Origin of the sequence: Microbacterium meiriae, from assembly GCF_040686935.1 — a bacterium.
GTDB classification, from domain to species: domain Bacteria; phylum Actinomycetota; class Actinomycetes; order Actinomycetales; family Microbacteriaceae; genus Microbacterium; species Microbacterium meiriae.
This window is the reverse complement of sequence record NZ_JBFBMF010000001.1, coordinates 901,007-918,680: the sequence shown is the minus strand read 5'-3', so window position 1 is coordinate 918,680 and position 17,674 is coordinate 901,007. Positions and strand designations below refer to the sequence as shown.

The 17,674-nt window shown below is 72.0% G+C and carries 16 protein-coding genes; 7 read left to right on the top strand and 9 right to left on the bottom strand.

The window, feature by feature from the left end; translation table 11 throughout:
- Window positions 1-25: 25 nt before the first annotated feature.
- Window positions 26-841 carry a TspO-related membrane protein gene (locus AB0P08_RS04390; protein WP_363588295.1) on the top strand — a complete coding sequence of 272 codons (816 nt, stop codon included), beginning with the start codon at window positions 26-28 and terminating at the stop codon, window positions 839-841.
- On the opposite strand, the gene AB0P08_RS04385 is transcribed toward AB0P08_RS04390, so the two are convergent.
- From AB0P08_RS04385 to AB0P08_RS04360, 6 genes are read right to left on the bottom strand one after another with little or no spacing between them, the layout of a single operon-like run.
- The gene (locus tag AB0P08_RS04385) at window positions 838-1,509 is read right to left on the bottom strand and encodes a response regulator (RefSeq protein ID WP_363588293.1); all 672 of its coding nucleotides are present in this window, start codon (window positions 1,507-1,509) and stop codon (window positions 838-840) included. The genes AB0P08_RS04390 and AB0P08_RS04385 overlap by 4 nt on opposite strands.
- A complete protein-coding gene (locus AB0P08_RS04380; protein WP_363588291.1) occupies window positions 1,506-4,067 on the bottom strand; it encodes an ATP-binding protein in 2,562 nt (853 codons plus the stop codon). The genes AB0P08_RS04385 and AB0P08_RS04380 overlap by 4 nt, the downstream gene beginning before the upstream one ends.
- Window positions 4,064-4,669, bottom strand: a complete 606-nt coding sequence (kdpC, locus tag AB0P08_RS04375) for a potassium-transporting ATPase subunit KdpC (RefSeq protein WP_363588289.1) — start codon at window positions 4,667-4,669, stop codon at window positions 4,064-4,066. Before kdpC ends, AB0P08_RS04380 begins: the two co-directional genes overlap by 4 nt.
- A 20-nt stretch (window positions 4,670-4,689) precedes the next feature.
- On the bottom strand, window positions 4,690-6,894 hold the full coding sequence (gene kdpB / locus AB0P08_RS04370) for a potassium-transporting ATPase subunit KdpB (protein ID WP_363588287.1): 2,205 nt from the start codon (window positions 6,892-6,894) through the stop codon (window positions 4,690-4,692).
- A gap of 2 nt (window positions 6,895-6,896) precedes the next feature.
- Complete coding sequence (kdpA, locus tag AB0P08_RS04365; RefSeq protein WP_363588285.1) at window positions 6,897-8,573, bottom strand: potassium-transporting ATPase subunit KdpA; 1,677 nt, start codon at window positions 8,571-8,573, stop codon at window positions 6,897-6,899.
- A complete protein-coding gene (locus AB0P08_RS04360; protein ID WP_036292752.1) occupies window positions 8,573-8,662 on the bottom strand; it encodes a potassium-transporting ATPase subunit F in 90 nt (29 codons plus the stop codon). The genes kdpA and AB0P08_RS04360 overlap by 1 nt, the downstream gene beginning before the upstream one ends.
- A 277-nt stretch (window positions 8,663-8,939) precedes the next feature.
- Here AB0P08_RS04360 and AB0P08_RS04355 point away from each other — a divergent pair, with 277 nt between their 5' ends.
- Window positions 8,940-10,088, top strand: coding sequence for an SLC13 family permease (locus AB0P08_RS04355; protein WP_522727297.1), 1,149 nt, complete (start codon window positions 8,940-8,942; stop codon window positions 10,086-10,088).
- Window positions 10,089-10,159: 71 nt separating this feature from the next.
- Here AB0P08_RS04355 and AB0P08_RS04350 read toward each other — a convergent pair whose 3' ends face one another.
- Window positions 10,160-10,750: an FMN-binding negative transcriptional regulator gene (locus AB0P08_RS04350; RefSeq protein WP_363588281.1), complete on the bottom strand. Its 591-nt coding sequence runs from the start codon at window positions 10,748-10,750 to the stop codon at window positions 10,160-10,162.
- Entirely contained in the window at window positions 10,723-11,703 is a 981-nt protein-coding gene (locus AB0P08_RS04345) for a DMT family transporter (protein WP_363588279.1), read from the bottom strand. The genes AB0P08_RS04350 and AB0P08_RS04345 overlap by 28 nt, the downstream gene beginning before the upstream one ends.
- On the opposite strand from AB0P08_RS04345, the gene AB0P08_RS04340 reads away from it, so the two are divergent.
- Complete coding sequence (locus AB0P08_RS04340) at window positions 11,702-13,108, top strand: aminotransferase-like domain-containing protein (protein WP_363588277.1); 1,407 nt, start codon at window positions 11,702-11,704, stop codon at window positions 13,106-13,108. The genes AB0P08_RS04345 and AB0P08_RS04340 overlap by 2 nt on opposite strands.
- A 9-nt stretch (window positions 13,109-13,117) precedes the next feature.
- Here the strand turns inward: AB0P08_RS04340 and AB0P08_RS04335 are convergent, their stop codons facing one another.
- Window positions 13,118-15,067, bottom strand: a complete 1,950-nt coding sequence (locus AB0P08_RS04335) for an APC family permease (protein ID WP_522727296.1) — start codon at window positions 15,065-15,067, stop codon at window positions 13,118-13,120.
- A gap of 224 nt (window positions 15,068-15,291) precedes the next feature.
- Between AB0P08_RS04335 and AB0P08_RS04330 the strand changes: the two genes are divergently transcribed.
- From AB0P08_RS04330 to AB0P08_RS04315, 4 genes are read left to right on the top strand one after another with little or no spacing between them, the layout of a single operon-like run.
- Window positions 15,292-16,353, top strand: coding sequence for a VanZ family protein (locus AB0P08_RS04330; RefSeq protein ID WP_363588275.1), 1,062 nt, complete (start codon window positions 15,292-15,294; stop codon window positions 16,351-16,353).
- Between the two features lie 33 nt (window positions 16,354-16,386).
- Window positions 16,387-16,647: a type II toxin-antitoxin system prevent-host-death family antitoxin gene (locus AB0P08_RS04325; protein ID WP_085604709.1), complete on the top strand. Its 261-nt coding sequence runs from the start codon at window positions 16,387-16,389 to the stop codon at window positions 16,645-16,647.
- Window positions 16,644-16,907: a type II toxin-antitoxin system RelE family toxin gene (locus tag AB0P08_RS04320; RefSeq protein ID WP_363588273.1), complete on the top strand. Its 264-nt coding sequence runs from the start codon at window positions 16,644-16,646 to the stop codon at window positions 16,905-16,907. Before AB0P08_RS04325 ends, AB0P08_RS04320 begins: the two co-directional genes overlap by 4 nt.
- A gap of 54 nt (window positions 16,908-16,961) precedes the next feature.
- Complete coding sequence (locus AB0P08_RS04315; protein WP_259954947.1) at window positions 16,962-17,666, top strand: GTP pyrophosphokinase; 705 nt, start codon at window positions 16,962-16,964, stop codon at window positions 17,664-17,666.
- The last annotated feature ends 8 nt before the right edge of the window (window positions 17,667-17,674 follow it).

Here is a 17,674-nt window from a genome sequence, read left to right as displayed (position 1 = left end):
CTCCCGCCCCGCGTAGGGTGCGGGCATGGAGACCTCGACGAAGGGCATCGCCCGCCAGAGCCTCGTCATCGCCGCCGCCGTGTTCATGCTGATCGCCGCGGCCATCGGCGCGGGTGCGTTCGGGGGTGACTCCGTCGACGAGCTGCAGAACGGCGCGCTCTCGGCCCAGGGGTCGTACCTCGCCCCCGCGGGACCGGCGTTCTCGATCTGGTCGCTCATCTACCTCGGACTCCTCGCCTACACCGTGTGGCAGGCCCTCCCCGCCCAGCGCCAGGACGAGCGTCAGCAGGCGGTCGGCGGCTGGATCGCCCTCTCGATGGTCCTCAACGGCCTCTGGCTGATGACCGCGCGGTACCTGACGCTGTGGCTCACCGTGCTCGTGATCGCGCTGCTGCTCGCGACGCTCGCGCGCATCATCGTGCTCCTCGGCCGGTTCCCCGCCCGCTCCCTCGCCGACCGCCTCCTCACCGACGGGGCGAACGGCCTGCACTTCGGCTGGGTCACGATCGCGACGGTCGCCAACACCGCCGCCTGGCTCACGCAGACCGTCCCGGGCCTCGGGGCGGACGCCCCCGACGCCTGGGCCGTCGCCGTGCTCGTCATCGTGCTCGTGATCGGTGCCGCATCGGCCTGGTTCACCGGCCGCCTCGCCCCGGCACTGGCAACGGCCTGGGGGCTGAGCTGGCTCGCGGTCGGGCGGCTCACCGGTGAGCCGGAGAGCACGGCCACCGCCGTCACCGCGATCATCGTCGCGGTCCTGCTCGTCATCGTCGGCGTCGTGGCGGTCCTCCGGCGGCGTCGCCTCGCCGGCACGCGCGACCGCGCCCCGCTCGGTCGTTAGAGGACCAGCCGGTACCCCATCCCCGTCTCGGTGAGCAGGTGGACCGGCGCCGAGGGCTCCTGCTCCAGCTTCTTGCGGAGCTGCGACATGTACAGCCGGAGGTAGCCGGAGTCGGACACCTGCGCGCTGCCCCAGATCTCCTTGAGGAGGTCCTGCCGGGTCACCAGCGCGCCGGGGTGCCGTGCGAGGTGCTCGAGCATCCGCCACTCGGTCGGCGTGAGGTGCGCACGGGTGCCGGCACGGGTCACGGTCTTCGTCGCGAGGTCGACGACGACGTCCCCGAACGCGACCACGGACTCCCCGTTCGCGGCGACCGCGCGGCGGGAGAGCGCCCGCAGCCGGGCCAGCAGTTCATCCACCTGGAAGGGCTTCGTGACGAAGTCGTCCGCCCCGGCGTCCAGCGCCTCCACCTTGTCGGCGGAGCCCGTCCGCCCCGACACGACGATGATGGGCACGCTCGTCCAGCCGCGGAGGGCCTGGATCACCTCGATGCCGTCGAGGCGGGGCATGCCGAGGTCGAGCATGATGAGGTCGGGATGGCTCTGCGCTGCGGCGGCGATCGCGGCGGCGCCGTCGGCGGCCACGACGACCTCGTAGCCGTGCGCCGCGAGGGTGATCCGCAGCGCCCGCACCATCTGCGGGTCGTCGTCGGCGATGAGGAGCTTCACTCCGTCCCCTCCGTGTCGGAAGACCCTGCGGCGAGCGGCAGGGAGATGACCATGGTGAGTCCGCCCCCGGGGGTGTCCTCCGGAGTCAGGCTACCGCCCATGCCCTCCGTGAAACCGCGCGACAGGGCGAGCCCGAGCCCGAGCCCCGCTGTGTTGTCGGTGTCGCCGAAACGCTGGAACGGCTGGAAGACGGCATCGCGGCGTTCCGGCGCGATGCCCTCGCCGCGGTCGACGATCCGGAGCTCCGCCCGATCCCCCAGCCGGCTGCTCGACACGAGCACGCGACTGCCGTCGGGAGCGTGACGGTGGGCGTTGGCGAGCACGTTCACGAGCACCCGCTGCAAGAGCACGGGGTCCGCGTGCAGCGGCGGCAGGTCGGGGTCCAGGGCGAGCTCGACGTCGGCGGGGCCGAGACCGAGCTCGTCCACCGCGGCGAGCACGGGGCCGGCTGCGTCGATCCGCTGCGCCGAGACGGCGAGCACCCCCGCCTCCACCCGGCTCACGTCGAGGAGGTCGGTGACGAGGGTGGAGAGCGTCGCGAGGCTCTCGTCCGCGGTCTCCAGCAGCTCCGCGCGGTCTTCGGCGGACAGGCCGTGCGCGCCGCGGAGGCCGCCGATCGCCGCGACGGCCGAGGCGAGCGGCCGCCGCAGATCGTGACTGACGGCGGAGAGGAGGGCGCTGCGCACCTGATCGGTCTCGGCGAGAGCCTCCGCCTCCCGTGCGGTCGCGCGGAGATCGGTGTGCTCGATGGCGGCGGCGAGCTGGGCGACGATCGCGTCGAGCAGGCGGCGCTCCGGACCGGCGATCGGCTCGCCGTTGAGCTCCAGCACGGCCCGCGGTCCCCCACCGGACGCGACCCCGACCGGGATGGTCGTGGCGCGGCCGTCCGGCACGGGCTCGCCATCGCTCGCCAGCACCTCGCCGGAGGGAGTGAGCAGCCGCACCCCGCTCAGGCCGAACGCCTCCCGCGTGCGGCTGACGAGGGCGAGCACGGCGTTGTCGCCTCGGAGCACGTTCCCGGCGACGGCCGCGAGGAGCTCCGCCTCGGCGGTCGCCCGCTGCGCGGTCCGTGCGCGGCGGGCGGCCTGGTCGACGATGAGGCTCACGAGGATCGCGATGATGACGTAGAGGGTGAGCGCGAGCACGTGCAGGGGGTGCGCGATCGTGATCGTGAACAGCGGGGCGACGAAGAGGAAGTCGAGGGTGATGCCGGAGAGCACCGCCGCGAACACGGCGGGACGGATGCCGCCGATGAGGGCGACCACCACGACGAGCAGCTGGTAGGCGAGCACCTCCGCCGTGATCGACTCGGGGCTGCGGACGGTGAACATCAGCCAGGACAGCAGCGGGCCGAACACGAGGGCCACGCCGAAGCCCAGCGCCTGCCGACGCCAGCCGAGCGCACCGCCGGTGATGCGGGGGAGGGCGAGCCGGCCGCCCGCCGCGGCGTGGGTCACGATGTGCACGTCGATGTCGCCCGAGCGGCGGATGACCTCGGCGCCGATCCCCGGCCCGGTGAGGGCGGCGGCGAGGCGGCCGCGCCGGCTCACCCCGATCACGAGCTGCGTGGCGTCGGCACCCTGCGCGAACTCGACGAGCGTCGCCGGGATGTCGTCCCCGACCACCTGGTGGTACGTGCCGCCGAGGGACTCGACGAGGGAGCGCTGCGCGGCGAGGGCGCCGGGGGTCTCGTCGCGCAGTCCGTCCTGGGCGGTCACGTGCACGGCGAGCAGCTCCCCGCCGGCGGAGCGTGCGGCGATGCGGGCCCCGCGGCGCAGCAGCGTCTCGCCCTCCGGGCCGCCGGTGAGGGCGACGACCACCCGTTCGCGCGCCTGCCAGGCTCCCGCGATGCCCTGTTCCGCGCGATAGCTGCGGAGCGCGCTGTCGACCTCGTCGGCGAGCCACAGCAGGGCGAGCTCCCGCAGGGCGGTGAGGTTGCCGAGCCGGAAGTAGTGCGAGAGGGCGGCGTCGACCCGCTCCGCGGGGTAGACGAGGCCGGCGGCGAGCCGGTCGCGGAGCGTCTGCGGTGCGAGGTCGACGACCTCGATCTCGTCGGCGGCGCGGACGACCGCGTCCGGGATGGTCTCGCGCTGGGCGATCCCGGTGATCTTCTCCACGACCGCGTTCAGCGACTCGATGTGCTGCACGTTCACGGTGGTGACGACGTCGATCCCCGCGTCCAGCAGCTCCTCGACGTCCTGCCAGCGCTTGGGGTTCCGCGAGCCGGGCGCGTTCGTGTGCGCGAACTCGTCCACCAGAGCGATCTCCGGGGCGAGGGAGAGCACCGCATCGAGGTCGAGCTCGGAGAGGGTGACCCCGCGATGGGCGTCCTCGCGCCGCGGCACCTCGGGCAGCCCGGAGGTGAGGGCGGCCGTGGCCGCACGGCCGTGGGTCTCCACGATCGCGATGACCACGTCGCGGCCTTCCTCGCGGAGTCGCCGACCCTCGGCGAGCATCTCGAAGGTCTTCCCGACGCCCGGCGCGGCGCCGAGGAGGACGCGCAGCCGTCCGCGGCGGTTCCGGTCCGTCGCGGGGCGCGGCGGCCGCTCTGCGCTCATGCACCCTCCCGGTCGTCGAGTGCGAGATTCAGCTCCGCGACGTTGATGCGCTCCTCGCCGAGGAACCCCAGGTCCCGCCCTTGAATCCTAGACTCCACGAGGGCCCGCACCTCGTCTTCGGACAGGTCGCGGGCGGCGGCCACCCGCGGCACCTGGAGCAGGGCGTACGCGACGCTGATGTGCGGGTCGAGGCCGGAGCCGGACGCGGTCACGGCATCCGCGGGGACCGCGGACGGATCGATGCCCTCTCTGGCGGCGACCTCGGCCTTCCGCGCGGCGATGGCGGCGACGAGGTCGGGGTTCTCCGGCCCGAGGTTGCTGCCGCCGGACGACGCCCCGTCGAACCCCTCGCCGGCCGCCGAGGGGCGGGACTGGAAGTACTCGGGCAGGGCCTCGCCCTCGGCATCCGTGAAGGACTGCCCGATGAGCGCGCTGCCCCGGTCGCCGGGGAGCATCGAGCCGTTCGCCTGTGCGGGGAGGAGGAGCTGGCCGATGCCGGTGACGAGCAGCGTGTACCCGACGCCGAGGACGAGGGTGAGGACGAGCATCGCGCGGACGGCGACACCGGCGGTGCGCATCGTGGTGCGGGTGGTGGACGACATGGCGTTCCTTTCAGGCCCGGTCAGAAGCCGGGGAGGAGGCTGACGAGGAGGTCGATGAGCTTGATGCCGACGAACGGGGCGATGACCCCGCCGAGGCCGTAGACGAGCAGGTTCCGCTGCAGGATCTGCGAGGCGCTCGCCGGCCGGTACTTCACGCCGCGGAGCGCGAGCGGGATGAGGAACACGATCACGATGGCGTTGAAGATGATCGCGCTCGTGACCGCGGAGGCCGGGGAGTGCAGCTGCATGATGTTCAGCGCCGCGAGTCCGGGGAACACCCCCATGAACATCGCCGGGATGATGGCGAAGTACTTCGCGATGTCGTTCGCGAGCGAGAACGTCGTCAGCGCGCCGCGGGTGATGAGCAGCTGCTTCCCGATGCGGACGATGTCGATGAGCTTGGTCGGGTCGGAGTCGAGGTCGACCATATTGCCGGCCTCCTTGGCCGCCGAGGTGCCCGTGTTCATCGCGACGCCGACGTCGGCCTGGGCGAGCGCGGGAGCGTCGTTCGTGCCGTCCCCGGTCATCGCGACGAGACGTCCGCCCTCCTGTTCCCGGCGGATGAGGTCGAGCTTGTCCTCCGGGGTGGCCTCGGCGAGGTAGTCGTCGACGCCGGCCTCGGCCGCGATGGCCTTCGCGGTGAGGGGGTTGTCTCCGGTGATCATGACCGTGCGGATGCCCATGCTGCGCAGCTCGTCGAACCGCTCTCGGAGGCCGTCCTTGACGATGTCCTTGAGATGCACGACCCCGAGGATCCGCGCGTCCACAGCCTGGGTCCCTGAATCGGAGTGGGTCCCTGAGCCTGTCGAAGGGCCTGAGTCCGGCCGGGTCCCTGAGCCTGTCGAAGGGCCCTGCACCGCGACGACGAGGGGCGTGCCGCCGCCCGAGGCGACGTCGTCGGTGAGGGTCGCGAGCTCGGGGCCGGGGGTCTGCCCCAGCCACGCCGCCACGGCCGAGGCGGCACCCTTGCGGATCTGCGTGCCGTCGGCGAGGTCGAGACCGCTCATGCGCGTCTGCGCCGTGAACGGGACGACGACGGCGTCCGCCGGGGCCTCGACCCGGATCCCGCGGGCGGCGGCGAGTTCGACGATCGATGCGCCCTCCGGCGTCGGGTCGGCGAGCGAGGAGAGGGCGGCGGTGCGCAGCAGCTCCTCGGCGTCCACCCCGGTGAGCGGCAGCACGGCGTGGGCGCGACGGTTGCCGTGGGTGATCGTGCCGGTCTTGTCGAGCAGCAGGGTGGTGACGTCGCCCGCCGCCTCCACCGCACGCCCCGACATCGCCAGCACGTTGCGCTGCACGAGCCGGTCCATGCCCGCGATGCCGATGGCGGAGAGGAGGGCGCCGATGGTGGTCGGGATGAGGCAGACGAGCAGGGCGATGAGGACGGGGATGCTCACCGGCGACGCCGCGTACGACGCGATCGGGTTCAGTGCGAGGACCACGACGACGAACACGATCGACAGGCTCGCGAGGAGGATGTTCAGGGCGATCTCGTTCGGGGTGCGCTGTCGGCTCGCCCCCTCGACGAGGGCGATCATGCGGTCGACGAACGTCTCGCCGGGCTTCGACGTGATGCGCACGACGATCCGGTCCGACAGCACCCGGGTGCCGCCGGTGACAGCACTGCGGTCGCCGCCGGACTCGCGGACGACGGGGGCGCTCTCGCCGGTGATGGCCGACTCGTCGACCGTCGCGATGCCCGCGACGATGTCGCCGTCGCCCGGGATCAGCTCGCCCGCGGAGACGATCACGAGGTCGTCGCGCTGCAGCTCCGCCGACGACACCGTCTCCGTCTCGGGCTCCTGGGTCTCTGCGCCTGTCGAACGGCCCACCACCCGTCGCGCCATCGTCTGGGTGCGGGTGTTCCGCAGGCTCGCGGCCTGGGCCTTGCCGCGCCCTTCGGCGACCGACTCCGCGACGTTCGCGAAGAACACGGTCAGCCAGAGCCAGAGCGCGATGCCCCAGGTGAACGCCGCCGGGACGGGGGTGCCGCCGGAGGAGGCGGGCCCGCCGAGGAAGGGCTCCGCGATCGCGAGGACGGTCGTGAACGCGGCGCCGACCCAGACGAGGAGCATCACGGGGTTGCGGACGAGCGTCGCGGGGTTGAGCTTCCGGACGGCACCGGGGAGCGCCTGCACGAGCTGGGCGCCGCCGAAGGAGCGCGGCGGACGGGCGGGGACGGCAGGGGTGTCCTGCCGTTCGGGAGGGGTGGTGAGGAGGGTCATGGTCAGAGTCCTTCGGCGAGCGGTCCCAGTGCGAGCACGGGGAAGTAGGTGAGAGCCGTCACGACGACGGTCACGGTGAGGAGCAGGCCGACGAACTGCGGCCGGTGGGTGGGGAGCGTGCCGGTCGTGGCCGGCACCCGCTCCTGCGCGGCGAACGACCCGGCGAGAGCCAGCACGAGCACGATAGGGAGGAATCGCCCGAGCAGCATCGCGACGCCCAGGGCGGTGTTGAACCACGGGGTGTTCGCGGTGAGCCCCGCGAACGCGGAGCCGTTGTTGTTCGCGGCGGAGGTGAACGCGTAGAGCACCTCGCTCATGCCGTGCACGCCCGGGTTGAGGATGCTCGTGGACTCCACGTCCTCGCGGATCCCGGGGATCGCGAAGCTCAGGGCCGTGCCGCCGAGGACGAGCGCCGGGACCACGAGGATGTAGAGGCTCGCGAGGGTCATCTCCCGCGGTCCGATGCGCTTCCCGAGCCACTCCGGGGTGCGGCCGACGAGCAGCCCGCCGACGAAGACCGCGACGATCGCGAGCACGAGCATCCCGTACAGACCGGAGCCGACGCCGCCCGGAGCGACCTCGCCGAGCATCATGTTCAGCATCGGCATCATGCCGCCGAGCGCGGTGTACGAGTCGTGCATCGAGTTCACGGCTCCGGTCGAGGTGAGCGTGCTCGCGCTGCCGAAGAGGGTCGAGCCGAGGATGCCGAAGCGCTGCTCCTTGCCCTCCATCGCCGCGCCAGCGAGCTCGGGGGCGGAACCGCGTCCCGCCAGCTCCAGGGCCGAGAGCGCGGCGAGCGAGGCGAGGAACAGGGTGCCCATGACCGCGACGATCGCGTAGCCCTGCCGGTGGTCGCCGACCAGTCGGCCGAACGCGCGGGGGAGGGCGAACGGGATCACCAGGATCAGCAGCACCTCGAGGAGGTTGGTCCACCCGGTCGGGTTCTCGAAGGGGTGGGCGGAGTTCGCGTTGAAGAAGCCGCCGCCGTTGGTGCCGAGCAGCTTGATGGCCTCCTGCGACGCGACCGGACCGCCGGGGATCGTCTGCGTGCCGCCGGAGACCGTGGCGACGTCGGTGAAGCCGTTCACGTTCTGGATCACGCCGCCCGCGAGCAGGGCCACCGCGCCGATCAGGGCGAGCGGGAGGAGCAGCCGCCCCAGACCGCGGGTGAGGTCGACCCAGAAGTTGCCGATCGTCGCGGAGCCGCGGCGTGCGAGACCGCGGATGAGGGCGATGGCGATGGTGAGGCCGACCGCGGCGGAGACGAAGTTCTGCACGGTGAGGCCCGCGAGCTGCACCGTGTAGCCCAGGGTCTGCTCGGGCGAGTAGGACTGCCAGTTGGTGTTCGCGACGAAGGAGGCGGCGGTGTTGAACGCGAGTCCCTCCGGCACGGCGGGCAGGCCCAGCGAGGCGGGGAGGAAGGCCTGGAGCCGCTGCAGCCCGTACACGAGCAGGAGCCCGACGAGGGAGAACAGCAGCACGCTGCGGGCGTAGGCTCGCCAGGTCTGCTCGGAGCGGGGGTCGACCCCGATCACCCGGTACAGCCCGCGCTCGACGCGGAGGTCGCGCCCGGAGGTGTAGACGTGCGCGATGTAGTCGCCGAGGGGGCGGTAGAGGAGCACGAGCACGACCACGACGGCCGTGATCTGGAGGACGCCGAAGAGGACCGTCGCGTCCATCAGAAGCGCTCCGGGGCGACGAGCGCCACGACCAGGTAGACGACCGCGGCGACGGCGAGGACGGCAGCGAGGATCTCGAAGACGATCATGCGCGGTCCACCGCCTTGGCGATGAGGGACACGAGGGCGAACAGCGCCAGGGTCAGCGCGAGGTAGATGATGTCGAGCACGTCCTCGATCCAACTGCGCCGCCCGGCCGCATCCGTCGATCCTCACGGTTCCCCTACGCCCGTCCCCCGGATGCATGCGGGTTGCTCACACCTCCTGCCTTCGAATCGCGCACCTGGTCCCCAACCCGCCGCCGATGCAGCCAGGTGCGCGATTCGGGTGGCGCCGGCCCTATGCTCACGAGGTGGGGATCGGACGGATGCGGATCGGCGTCGGCGCGGGGATCGTCGCCGGGCTCGTCGTGATCGCGCTCGTGTGCGTGCTCACGGGCTTCCTGCCGCGCACGGATGCCGGTGCGCTCGGGGCGCGGATCGCGCCCGTGCTGGGGTTCGTCGTCGCGATCACGATCGTCGCCGAGCTCGCTCGTGATGCGGCGGTGTTCGACGTCGTCTCGCAGCGCCTCGCGCGCTGGGGTCGCGGCCGCGTGGTGGTGCTGTGGGGGCTGGTGGTCGTGCTCGCCGTGGTGAGCACCGTGTTCCTCTCGCTCGACACGACCGCCGTGATCGTCACCCCGGTCGTGGTGGTCCTGGCGCAGAGCATCGGCGTCTCGCCGCTGCCGTTCGCCCTGGCCACCGTCTGGCTCGCCAACACCGCGTCCCTCGCGCTGCCGGTCTCGAACCTCACCAACCTGCTCGCCGCGCCCGCGATGGGGGACGGCCCCGGGGCGTTCATCGCGCTGAGCTGGGCGCCCACGCTCGTGGGGATACTGGTGCCCGTCGCGATCCTCACGGTCCTGCATCGGCGCACGGTCTTCGGCGCGTACGAGACGCCCGTGGCGCGGCGCGCCGCCGACCCCCTGCTGTTCTGGAGCGCGACCGGCATCCTCGTGGTGCTGATGCCGCTGCTCGCGCTGACCCCCGACGTGTGGATCCCCGCCTCGGTCGCGGCTCTCGCCTTGATCGCGCTCTTCGCCGTCCGTCGTCGCCGGGCCCTGCGGCTCTCGCTCGTCCCGTGGCAGGCGCTCGCGCTCGCCGCGTCGCTGTTCGTCCTGGTCGAGACCGCGCACGCGCAGGGACTGCTCGACTTCCTGACGTCACCGACCGCGAACGGCGACTCTCTCGGCGACCTGTTCCGGCTCGCGGCGCTCGGGGCTGTGAGTGCGAACGCGATCAACAACCTCCCCGCCTACCTCGTGCTCGAACCCGCGGCAGGGGACCCGGTCGCCTTGATGGCTCTGCTGATCGGTGTGAACCTCGGTCCGCTCATCACGCCGTGGGCCTCGCTGGCGACGCTCCTCTGGCACCATCGCATGACGGCGCTCGGCGTCGAGATCCGCTGGGGCCGCTTCGCGCTCTGGGGGGCCGTCGCCGCGGTGCCCACCGTCGTCCTCGCCACCCTCGTCCTCTGACCCAGTTTCGAATCGCGCGCTTTGCTGCACATCCGGCCGAGATGGAGCACAGTGCGCGATTCGAACGGGGGTCAGCGGCGCATCTCGGCGGCCAGGGCGGGGTGGACCACGTCGAACCGGGCGGCGATGCGCTCGCGCACCTCGGGGGCCTTGTTCCGGCTGAGCTTGGCGCGCGCGTCGAACCGAGTGACCCGGAGCCGCAGGCCCACCGTGCCCTTCTCGGCTCGTCGGGTGCCGGGCTCGTCCTCCGCGAGGCTCCGCCCGTGCGGCTGCCCACCCTCGAAGTGGTCGGTGAGCCGGGTGAGCATGGCGTAGTTCTCCTCCGCGGTCAGGATCTCGGGGGTGCCGGAGAGGTGCGCGGTGACATGGTTCCAGGTCGGGACGAGGTCTCCCGGCGCGTACAGACTCGAGGACACGTAGTCGTGCGGCCCCTGGATGATCACCAGGACCTCGTGTCGCCCGAGCTCGTGGAGCTCGTCGTCCGGGCGTCCGAAGTGGCTCACGAGCACGATGTCGTCCTCGTCCTCGTCGAGCAGCACGGGGTAGTGCGAGGCGACGAGACCGGTGGAGGTCGGCGAGACGAACGTCGCCCACGGGTGCGCGCGGATGAGGCGCTTGACCTCCTCCGGGTCGGTCATGAGGTAGCGGGGGGTGTGACGCATGACGCCTCCTGTCGGGTGGGGGTGGGGGCGGGGGCGGGAGGAGAACTGCGGGTGCGGACGGCGAGTCCGGCGCACACGACGACCGCGAGTCCGCCGAGCACCGTGGCCAGGCCGACGTCCTCGTGGAAGAGGAAGGCTGCCCAGGTGATGCCCATGACGGGCTGCACGAGCTGGATCTGGCTCACCTGTGCCATGGGGCCGATCGCGAGGCCGCGGTACCAGGCGACGAATCCGAGGAACATGCTGACCGCGGCCAGGTAGGCGAACGCGAGCCAGGCGGTGGGGGTGGCGACGGGCGGTGCGGCGACCCCGGCGGTGATGGCCACCGCGAGCATGACGGGAGCGGCGAGCACGAGTGCCCAGGAGATCGTCTGCCAGGCACCGAGCTCGCGCGCGAGCAGGCCGCCCTCCGCGTAGCCGACGGCCGCGGCGATCACGGCCCCGAACAGCTGGAGGTCGGCGGGGCGGAGCGCGCCGGGCGTGCCGTTCTGCAGCGTCGCGAAGACGAGGGCCGCGGCGGCGCCGAGGAGTGCGAAGACCCAGAACGAGGGGGACGGGCGCTCCTGGGTGCGCAGCACGACGGCGACCGCGGTCGCGGCCGGCAGGAGGCCGATCACGACCGCGCCGTGACTCGCGGGCGTGGTGATCATGGCGAACGAGGTCAGCAGGGGGAAGCCGGCGACCACTCCGAGGGCGACGATCGCGAGTCGCGCCCACTGGACCGGGCTCGGCGGCTGCTGGCGTGTGACGAGGAGGACGAGCGCGGCGAGCACAGCGGCGACGACCGCGCGGGCGGAGCCGATGAACAGCGGCGAGAGTCCGCCGCCGAGCGCGATCCGGGTGAACGGGAGCGTGAACGAGAAGGCGACGACGCCCAGGAGGCCCCAGGCGGGACCGGCGGCGCGGGATAGCAGTGTTCCGTTCGGACGGATAACGCTACTGTGTTCTTTCATGAGTCAGGATAGCACCGCGCGTATCGTGGCCGGCCTCCGGACGTGGATCGCCGCCGCCGCACCCGGCGCCCGCCTCCCCTCCAACCGCGCGCTGACGGCCGAGTACGCCGCGAGCCCCGTGACCGTGCAGAAGGCGGTGCAGCAGCTCGTCCGCCTCGGCCTCGTCGAGGCGCGACCCGGCGTCGGCACCTTCGTCCGTGCCGCGCGCTCGGTGCTCCCGGCGGACTACGCCTGGCAGTCCGGAGCCCTGGGGGCCGCCGCCGTACGCCTGGACGGCCTCTCCTCGGCGCAGCGCCCGACCTCGCCGGACGCGATCGGGCTGCACTCCGGGTATCCGGCTCCGGATCTCCTCCCCGAGCGGCTCGTGCGCCAGGCCCTCGTCCGCGCCGCCAGGACAGCGTCCGCCCTCACCCGCTCGCCCGCGGCCGGCGAGCCCGGGCTGCAGGAGTGGTTCGCGGCGGAGCTGGCCGCGGCGGCCCCGGCGGGGATCACGGTTCCGACCGCCCGCGACGCCGTCGTCATCTCCGGGAGCCAGAGCGGACTGAGCTCGATCTTCCGGGCGGTCGTCGGCGTCGGCCGGCCGCTGCTCATCGAGTCGCCGACCTACTGGGGCGCCCTGCTCGCGGCGGAGCAGGCGGGGGTCGTGCTCGTTCCCGTCCCCTCCGGGCCGCAGGGTCCGGATCCGGACGCGGTCGACAGGGCGCTCGCCGAGACCGGAGCCCGCGCGTTCTACGCGCAGCCCACGTTCGCGAACCCCACCGGCGCGCAGTGGCCGGCGGCGACGGGGGAGGCCGTGCTCGACGCGGTCCGTCGCCACGGCGCCTTCCTCATCGAGGACGACTGGGCGCACGACCTCGGCATCGACGCCGACCCGCGCCCCGTGGCGGCCTCCGACCACGACGGCCATGTGGTGTACCTGCGCTCGCTGACGAAAAGCGTGTCGCCGTCCCTGCGGGTGGCGGCGGTGATCGCGCGCGGTCCCGCCCGGGATCGCATCCTCGCCGATCGTGCGGCGGAGTCGATGTACGTCAGCGGCCTCCTGCAGGCCGCCGCTCTCGACGTGGTGACGCAGCCCGCCTGGCGCACACACCTCCGCGGCTTCCGGGAGCAGCTGCGCTCGCGGCGCGACCTCCTGCTGTCGTGCCTGGCCGCCCAGGCGCCGACCGCGCTGGTCGAGGCCGTGCCGGTCGGCGGGCTGAACCTCTGGCTGCGGCTGCCCGACGGCACCGACGCCGCAGCCGTCGTCCGGGAGTGCGCGGCCCGCGGCCTCGTCATCGCGCCGGGGAGCGAGTGGTTCCCCGCAGAGCCGTCCGGTTCCTACGTCCGGCTCAACTACGCGAGCGCCGACCCGTCCCGCTTCCCCGAGGCCGCGACGATCCTCGGGGCCGTCCTCGCCGGCTCCTGACCGCCGCCGTCAGGACTCGGACGGCGGCCCGGCGGGGCGGTGTGCCCGGCGCCCCGACACCACGACCGGCCGCCCCGCCCGCTCCTGCCCGGGCAGCGGACGCGAGCGCCGGCCGTAGATGAGCTCGGACGAGTCGAGCAGCCACGGCACCAGGGTGATCGACACCCCGTGCACGAGCATGAGCTGGTTCGCGAGGCGGCGGGCGCGCCGGTTGTGCAGGAAGTTCTCCCACCAGTGCCCCACGATGTACTGCGGCAGGTAGACCGTGACGACGGAGGAGCCGTGCTTCTCGCGATACTGCCGGATGAACTGCGTCACGGGCTGTGCGAACGAGCGGTACGGCGACTCGACGATCACGAGCGGCACCGGCACGAGGTGGTCCGCCCACTCCTGCTGCAGGCGCGCGGCGTCCTCCTGGGAGACGGCCACGTGCACCGCGAGGGTCTTGTCGTGCTTGGCGGCGATCGCGTAGTCGATCGCCTTCATGACCGGCTTCTGCAGATGGTTCACGAGGACGATGGCGACGTCGCCCGAGGCGCCGAAACGGGTGGTGTCGTCGATCGCGATCTCGTGCTCGACATCCCGGTAGTAGCGCTTGACGCCGATCATCAGGAACGCCAGCACCGGGATGGCGAAGAACACGAGATAGGCGCCGTGCGTGAACTTCGTGATCGTGACGATGACGAGCACGAGCACCGTCAGCGTCGCCCCGGCGGAGTTGATGAGCAGCCCCACCCGCGCGGAACGCCGGTCCGCAGCACCGTCGCCGTTCGGAGGGACGGGTGCGCGCAGCAGCCGTCGCCAGTGCCGCACCATGCCGATCTGGCCCAGGGAGAAGGAGACGAAGACGCCGATGATGTACAGCTGGATCAGCGTCGTCAGCCGGGCCTGGAACACCACGAGCACGGCGATCGCGGCGATCCCGAGGAGGATCATGCCGTTGGAGAACACGAGCCGGTCGCCGCGGGTGTTCAGCGACTTCGGGGCGTAGCCGTCGCGGGCGAGCACGGCGCCGAGCAGGGGGAAGCCGTTGAAGGCGGTGTTCGCCGCGAGGAGCAGCACGCAGGCCGTGGCCGCCTGCACGATGAAGAACGGGATGCTGCCGCCGCCGAACGTCGCCGCCGCGATCTGCGCCATCAGGCTCGGCTGCGGGGTCGTGCAGTCGAAGCCGATGAGGTCGCAGGGGTTCTCGGCGTAGTGCACGCCGGCGATGAGGGCGAGGGCGGTGAGGCCGGAGAACAGGCAGATCGCGATGGTGCCCATGAGCACCAGCGTCGACTGGGCGTTGCGCACCTTCGGGGCCCGGAACGCGGGGACGCCGTTCGACACGGCCTCGACCCCGGTCAGCGCGGAGCAGCCGCTGGAGAACGCGCGGAGGATGAGCAGCAGTACGGCCGCCTGGCTGAGGCTCTCGGCCTGGACGGCGAACTCCGCGCTGGAGGCGACCGGGGCGTCGCCGAGGGCCGTCCGGACGAGCCCGGTGACGATCATGACGCCGACCGAGCCGATGAACACATACGTGGGGATGGCGAACACGAGCGAGGCCTCGCGCACCCCGCGGAGGTTCACGATGATGATGAGCACGACGAAGCCGACGGCGAGCTCCACGCGAAGAGGATCGAGACCCGGCACCGCCGAGATGATGTTGTCCACCCCGGAGGCGACCGACACCGCCACCGTCAGCACGTAGTCGACGAGGAGCGCTGCGGCCACGATCACCCCGGGGACCTCGCCGAGGTTCTTCGACGCGACCTCGTAGTCGCCGCCGCCGGAGGGGTACGCCTTGATGAGCTGCCGGTAGCTCAGTACCACCACGAGCAGCAGCACGACGACCGCCGCCGCGACGAGCGGGGTGAACGACAGGAACGTGAGACCGCCGATGAGCAGGATCATCACGAGCTCCTGCGGGGCGTAGGCCACCGAGCTCAGCGCGTCCGAGGCGAAGATCGGCAGCGCCATGCGCTTGGGGAGGAGCTGCTCGTCGACCTGGGCGCTCGTGAGCGGGTCGCCGAGCAGGATCCGCTTGGCGCGCGGCGGCGCGTCCGGGGTCGGCCTCGTTTGTTCTGACACGTCCGGCGACACTACGCCGACCGCAGCCGCCCTCACGCGATCCTCACGGAATCCCTACGGCGCGGTGCCGCTCCCTCACGGAATCCTCACGGCCTCCCGGTATCCTTGCGTCAGTGGGGGATCAGGTCGTTCTGGGGGTCATCGCCGTGGCGATCGGCCTGGCCGCGGGCGTCGTCCTCTTCGTGCCCTTCGTCGCGATCAGCTACCGCCGCCGCGGACGCCTCTCGCTCGGCCGCACGCTGCTCTGGCTCGCGGCGCTCGTCTACTTCTGGGCCATCTGGACGTACACGCTGCTGCCGCTGCCCGATCCGGACGCCATCCGCTGCGTGGGGGCGATCACCGACCCGATGTCCGTCGTGCGCGACGTGCAGAAGGCGTTCGCGGCGCCGGGCAACCCGCTGCGCCAGCCCGCCCTGCTCCAGCTCGTGTTCAACGTGCTGCTGTTCGTCCCGCTCGGGGCGTTCCTCCGCGTGCTGGGCGGCCGCGGCCTCCCGACCGCGCTCCTCGCCGGCTTCGGGCTCTCGCTGCTCGTGGAGACCACGCAGCTCACCGGCGTCTGGGGTCTGTACCCGTGCGCCTACCGCTTCTTCGACGTCGGCGACCTGATGACGAACACGACCGGAGCCGTGCTCGGCTCGGTGCTCGCTCTCGTGGTGCCCCGGTCGCTGCGCGGCCTGCAGGCGCGGGCGGATGCCGACGAGCCGCGCCCGGTCACCCGCGGTCGCCGCGCGCTGGCGATGCTGTGCGACGGACTCGCGAACGGGTTCGTCGTGCTCGCCGGGGGCGTCGCGGTGCAGCTCTGGCTCGAGTACGTCGTGCAGGACCGTCAGGCCGTTCTCGACGGCACCCTCGCCGGCACGGTGAGCACGGCGGCCGCCTGTGCGCTGTGGCTCGTGGTCATCCTCGTCACCGGCCGCTCGGTGGGAGACCTCGCCGTGCAGCTGCGCTACACCGGGTCGCCACTGCCGGCCGCGCTCGCCCGGCTGCTGCGCTGGGCGGGCGGCATCGGAGGACTCACGGCGCTGGGGCTGCTCGGCGGGGTGTTCGACGCGCTGTCCTCGCTGCTGATCCTCGTCGCGATCGTGCTGCTGTTCACCACCCGCCAGGGTCGTGGGCTTCCCGGCCTCCTCTCCGGCCAGCACCTCGAGGACGCCCGCGTCACCGCGAAGAGTTGAGCCCATTATGTACATAAGAGGTATTCTGTACGCATGAACACTCTCAGCCGCAGCGTGCCGTCGAAGGACCTGCGCGATCAGCTCGCCGACGTTCTCGGCGGTGTCGCGTACGGGGCGGAGCGGGTGGGGGTGACGCGTCACGGCAAGCTCACCGCGGTCGTGATCGGCGTCGACGACCTCGAGCTCCTGGAAGAGCTCGAGGCTGCGCGAGATGCGGCGGAGTTCGGAGCGGCGAAGGCGGCGGACGACGGGGGTCGAGTCTCGCTCGATGACCTCCGTGCGGAACTCCCGTGACGCGGTACCGCGTCGAGTTCACCACCGCAGCGGCGAAGGAGGTCCGCAAGCTGGATCCTCCGCTCCGTCGGCGCATCCTCGCCGGGATCTCCGACCTCGAACGGGAGCCTCGTCCGCACGGCGTCCGCAAGCTCGCCGGGTTCGACAACGCCTGGCGCGTGCGGATCGGCGACTACCGTGTGCTCTATGAGGTCGTGGACGAGCTGGTGCTCGTCACCGTGGTCCGCGTCGCCCACCGGCGGGACGTCTACGACCTCTGACGGCATCTCGAAATCCACAGGGGTTTCCGATCACGGATCGATAACGTCGTCCTCATGAGCGTGATCCCGGTCGACGAGCACCTGATCTCCGAGGCGAAGGAGCTCCGCGACCAGCTGCAGCGCTTCCTCCGCGAGTACGAGTTCGGGATGCGCGAGGTGGAGACGAAGATCTCGATCCTCCGCGACGAGTTCACCCACGACCACGCGTACAACCCCATCGAGCACGTCAAGAGCCGGCTCAAGTCGCCGGACAGCATCGTCGAGAAGATCGCCAGGAAGGGCATCGACGACCCGGACTTCGATCGCATCCGCACGGAGATCACCGACATCGCCGGCGTGCGGGTGACGTGCAGCTTCGTCGCCGACGTCTACCGCCTGTTCGATCTGCTGACCGCGCAGGACGACGTGACCGTCCGCACGGTCAAGGACTACATCGCGAATCCGAAGCCGAACGGGTACAAGAGCCTGCACGCCATCATCGAGGTCCCCGTCTTCCTCTCGACCGGGGCGCTGGCCGTACCGGTCGAGGTGCAGTTCCGCACCATCGCGATGGACTTCTGGGCGAGCCTGGAGCACAAGATCTACTACAAGTTCTCCAACCAGGTGCCCGCGCACCTCGTCGACAGCCTCAGCGATGCCGCCGATGCCGCCGCCGAGCTCGACACCCGCATGGAGCGGCTGCACCGCGAGGCGCACGGCGTGCCGCAGCGGCAGCTCGCCCCGCCTCCTCCGCCTGCGCCGCGCGTCGTCGAGGTCTGAGCGCCCCG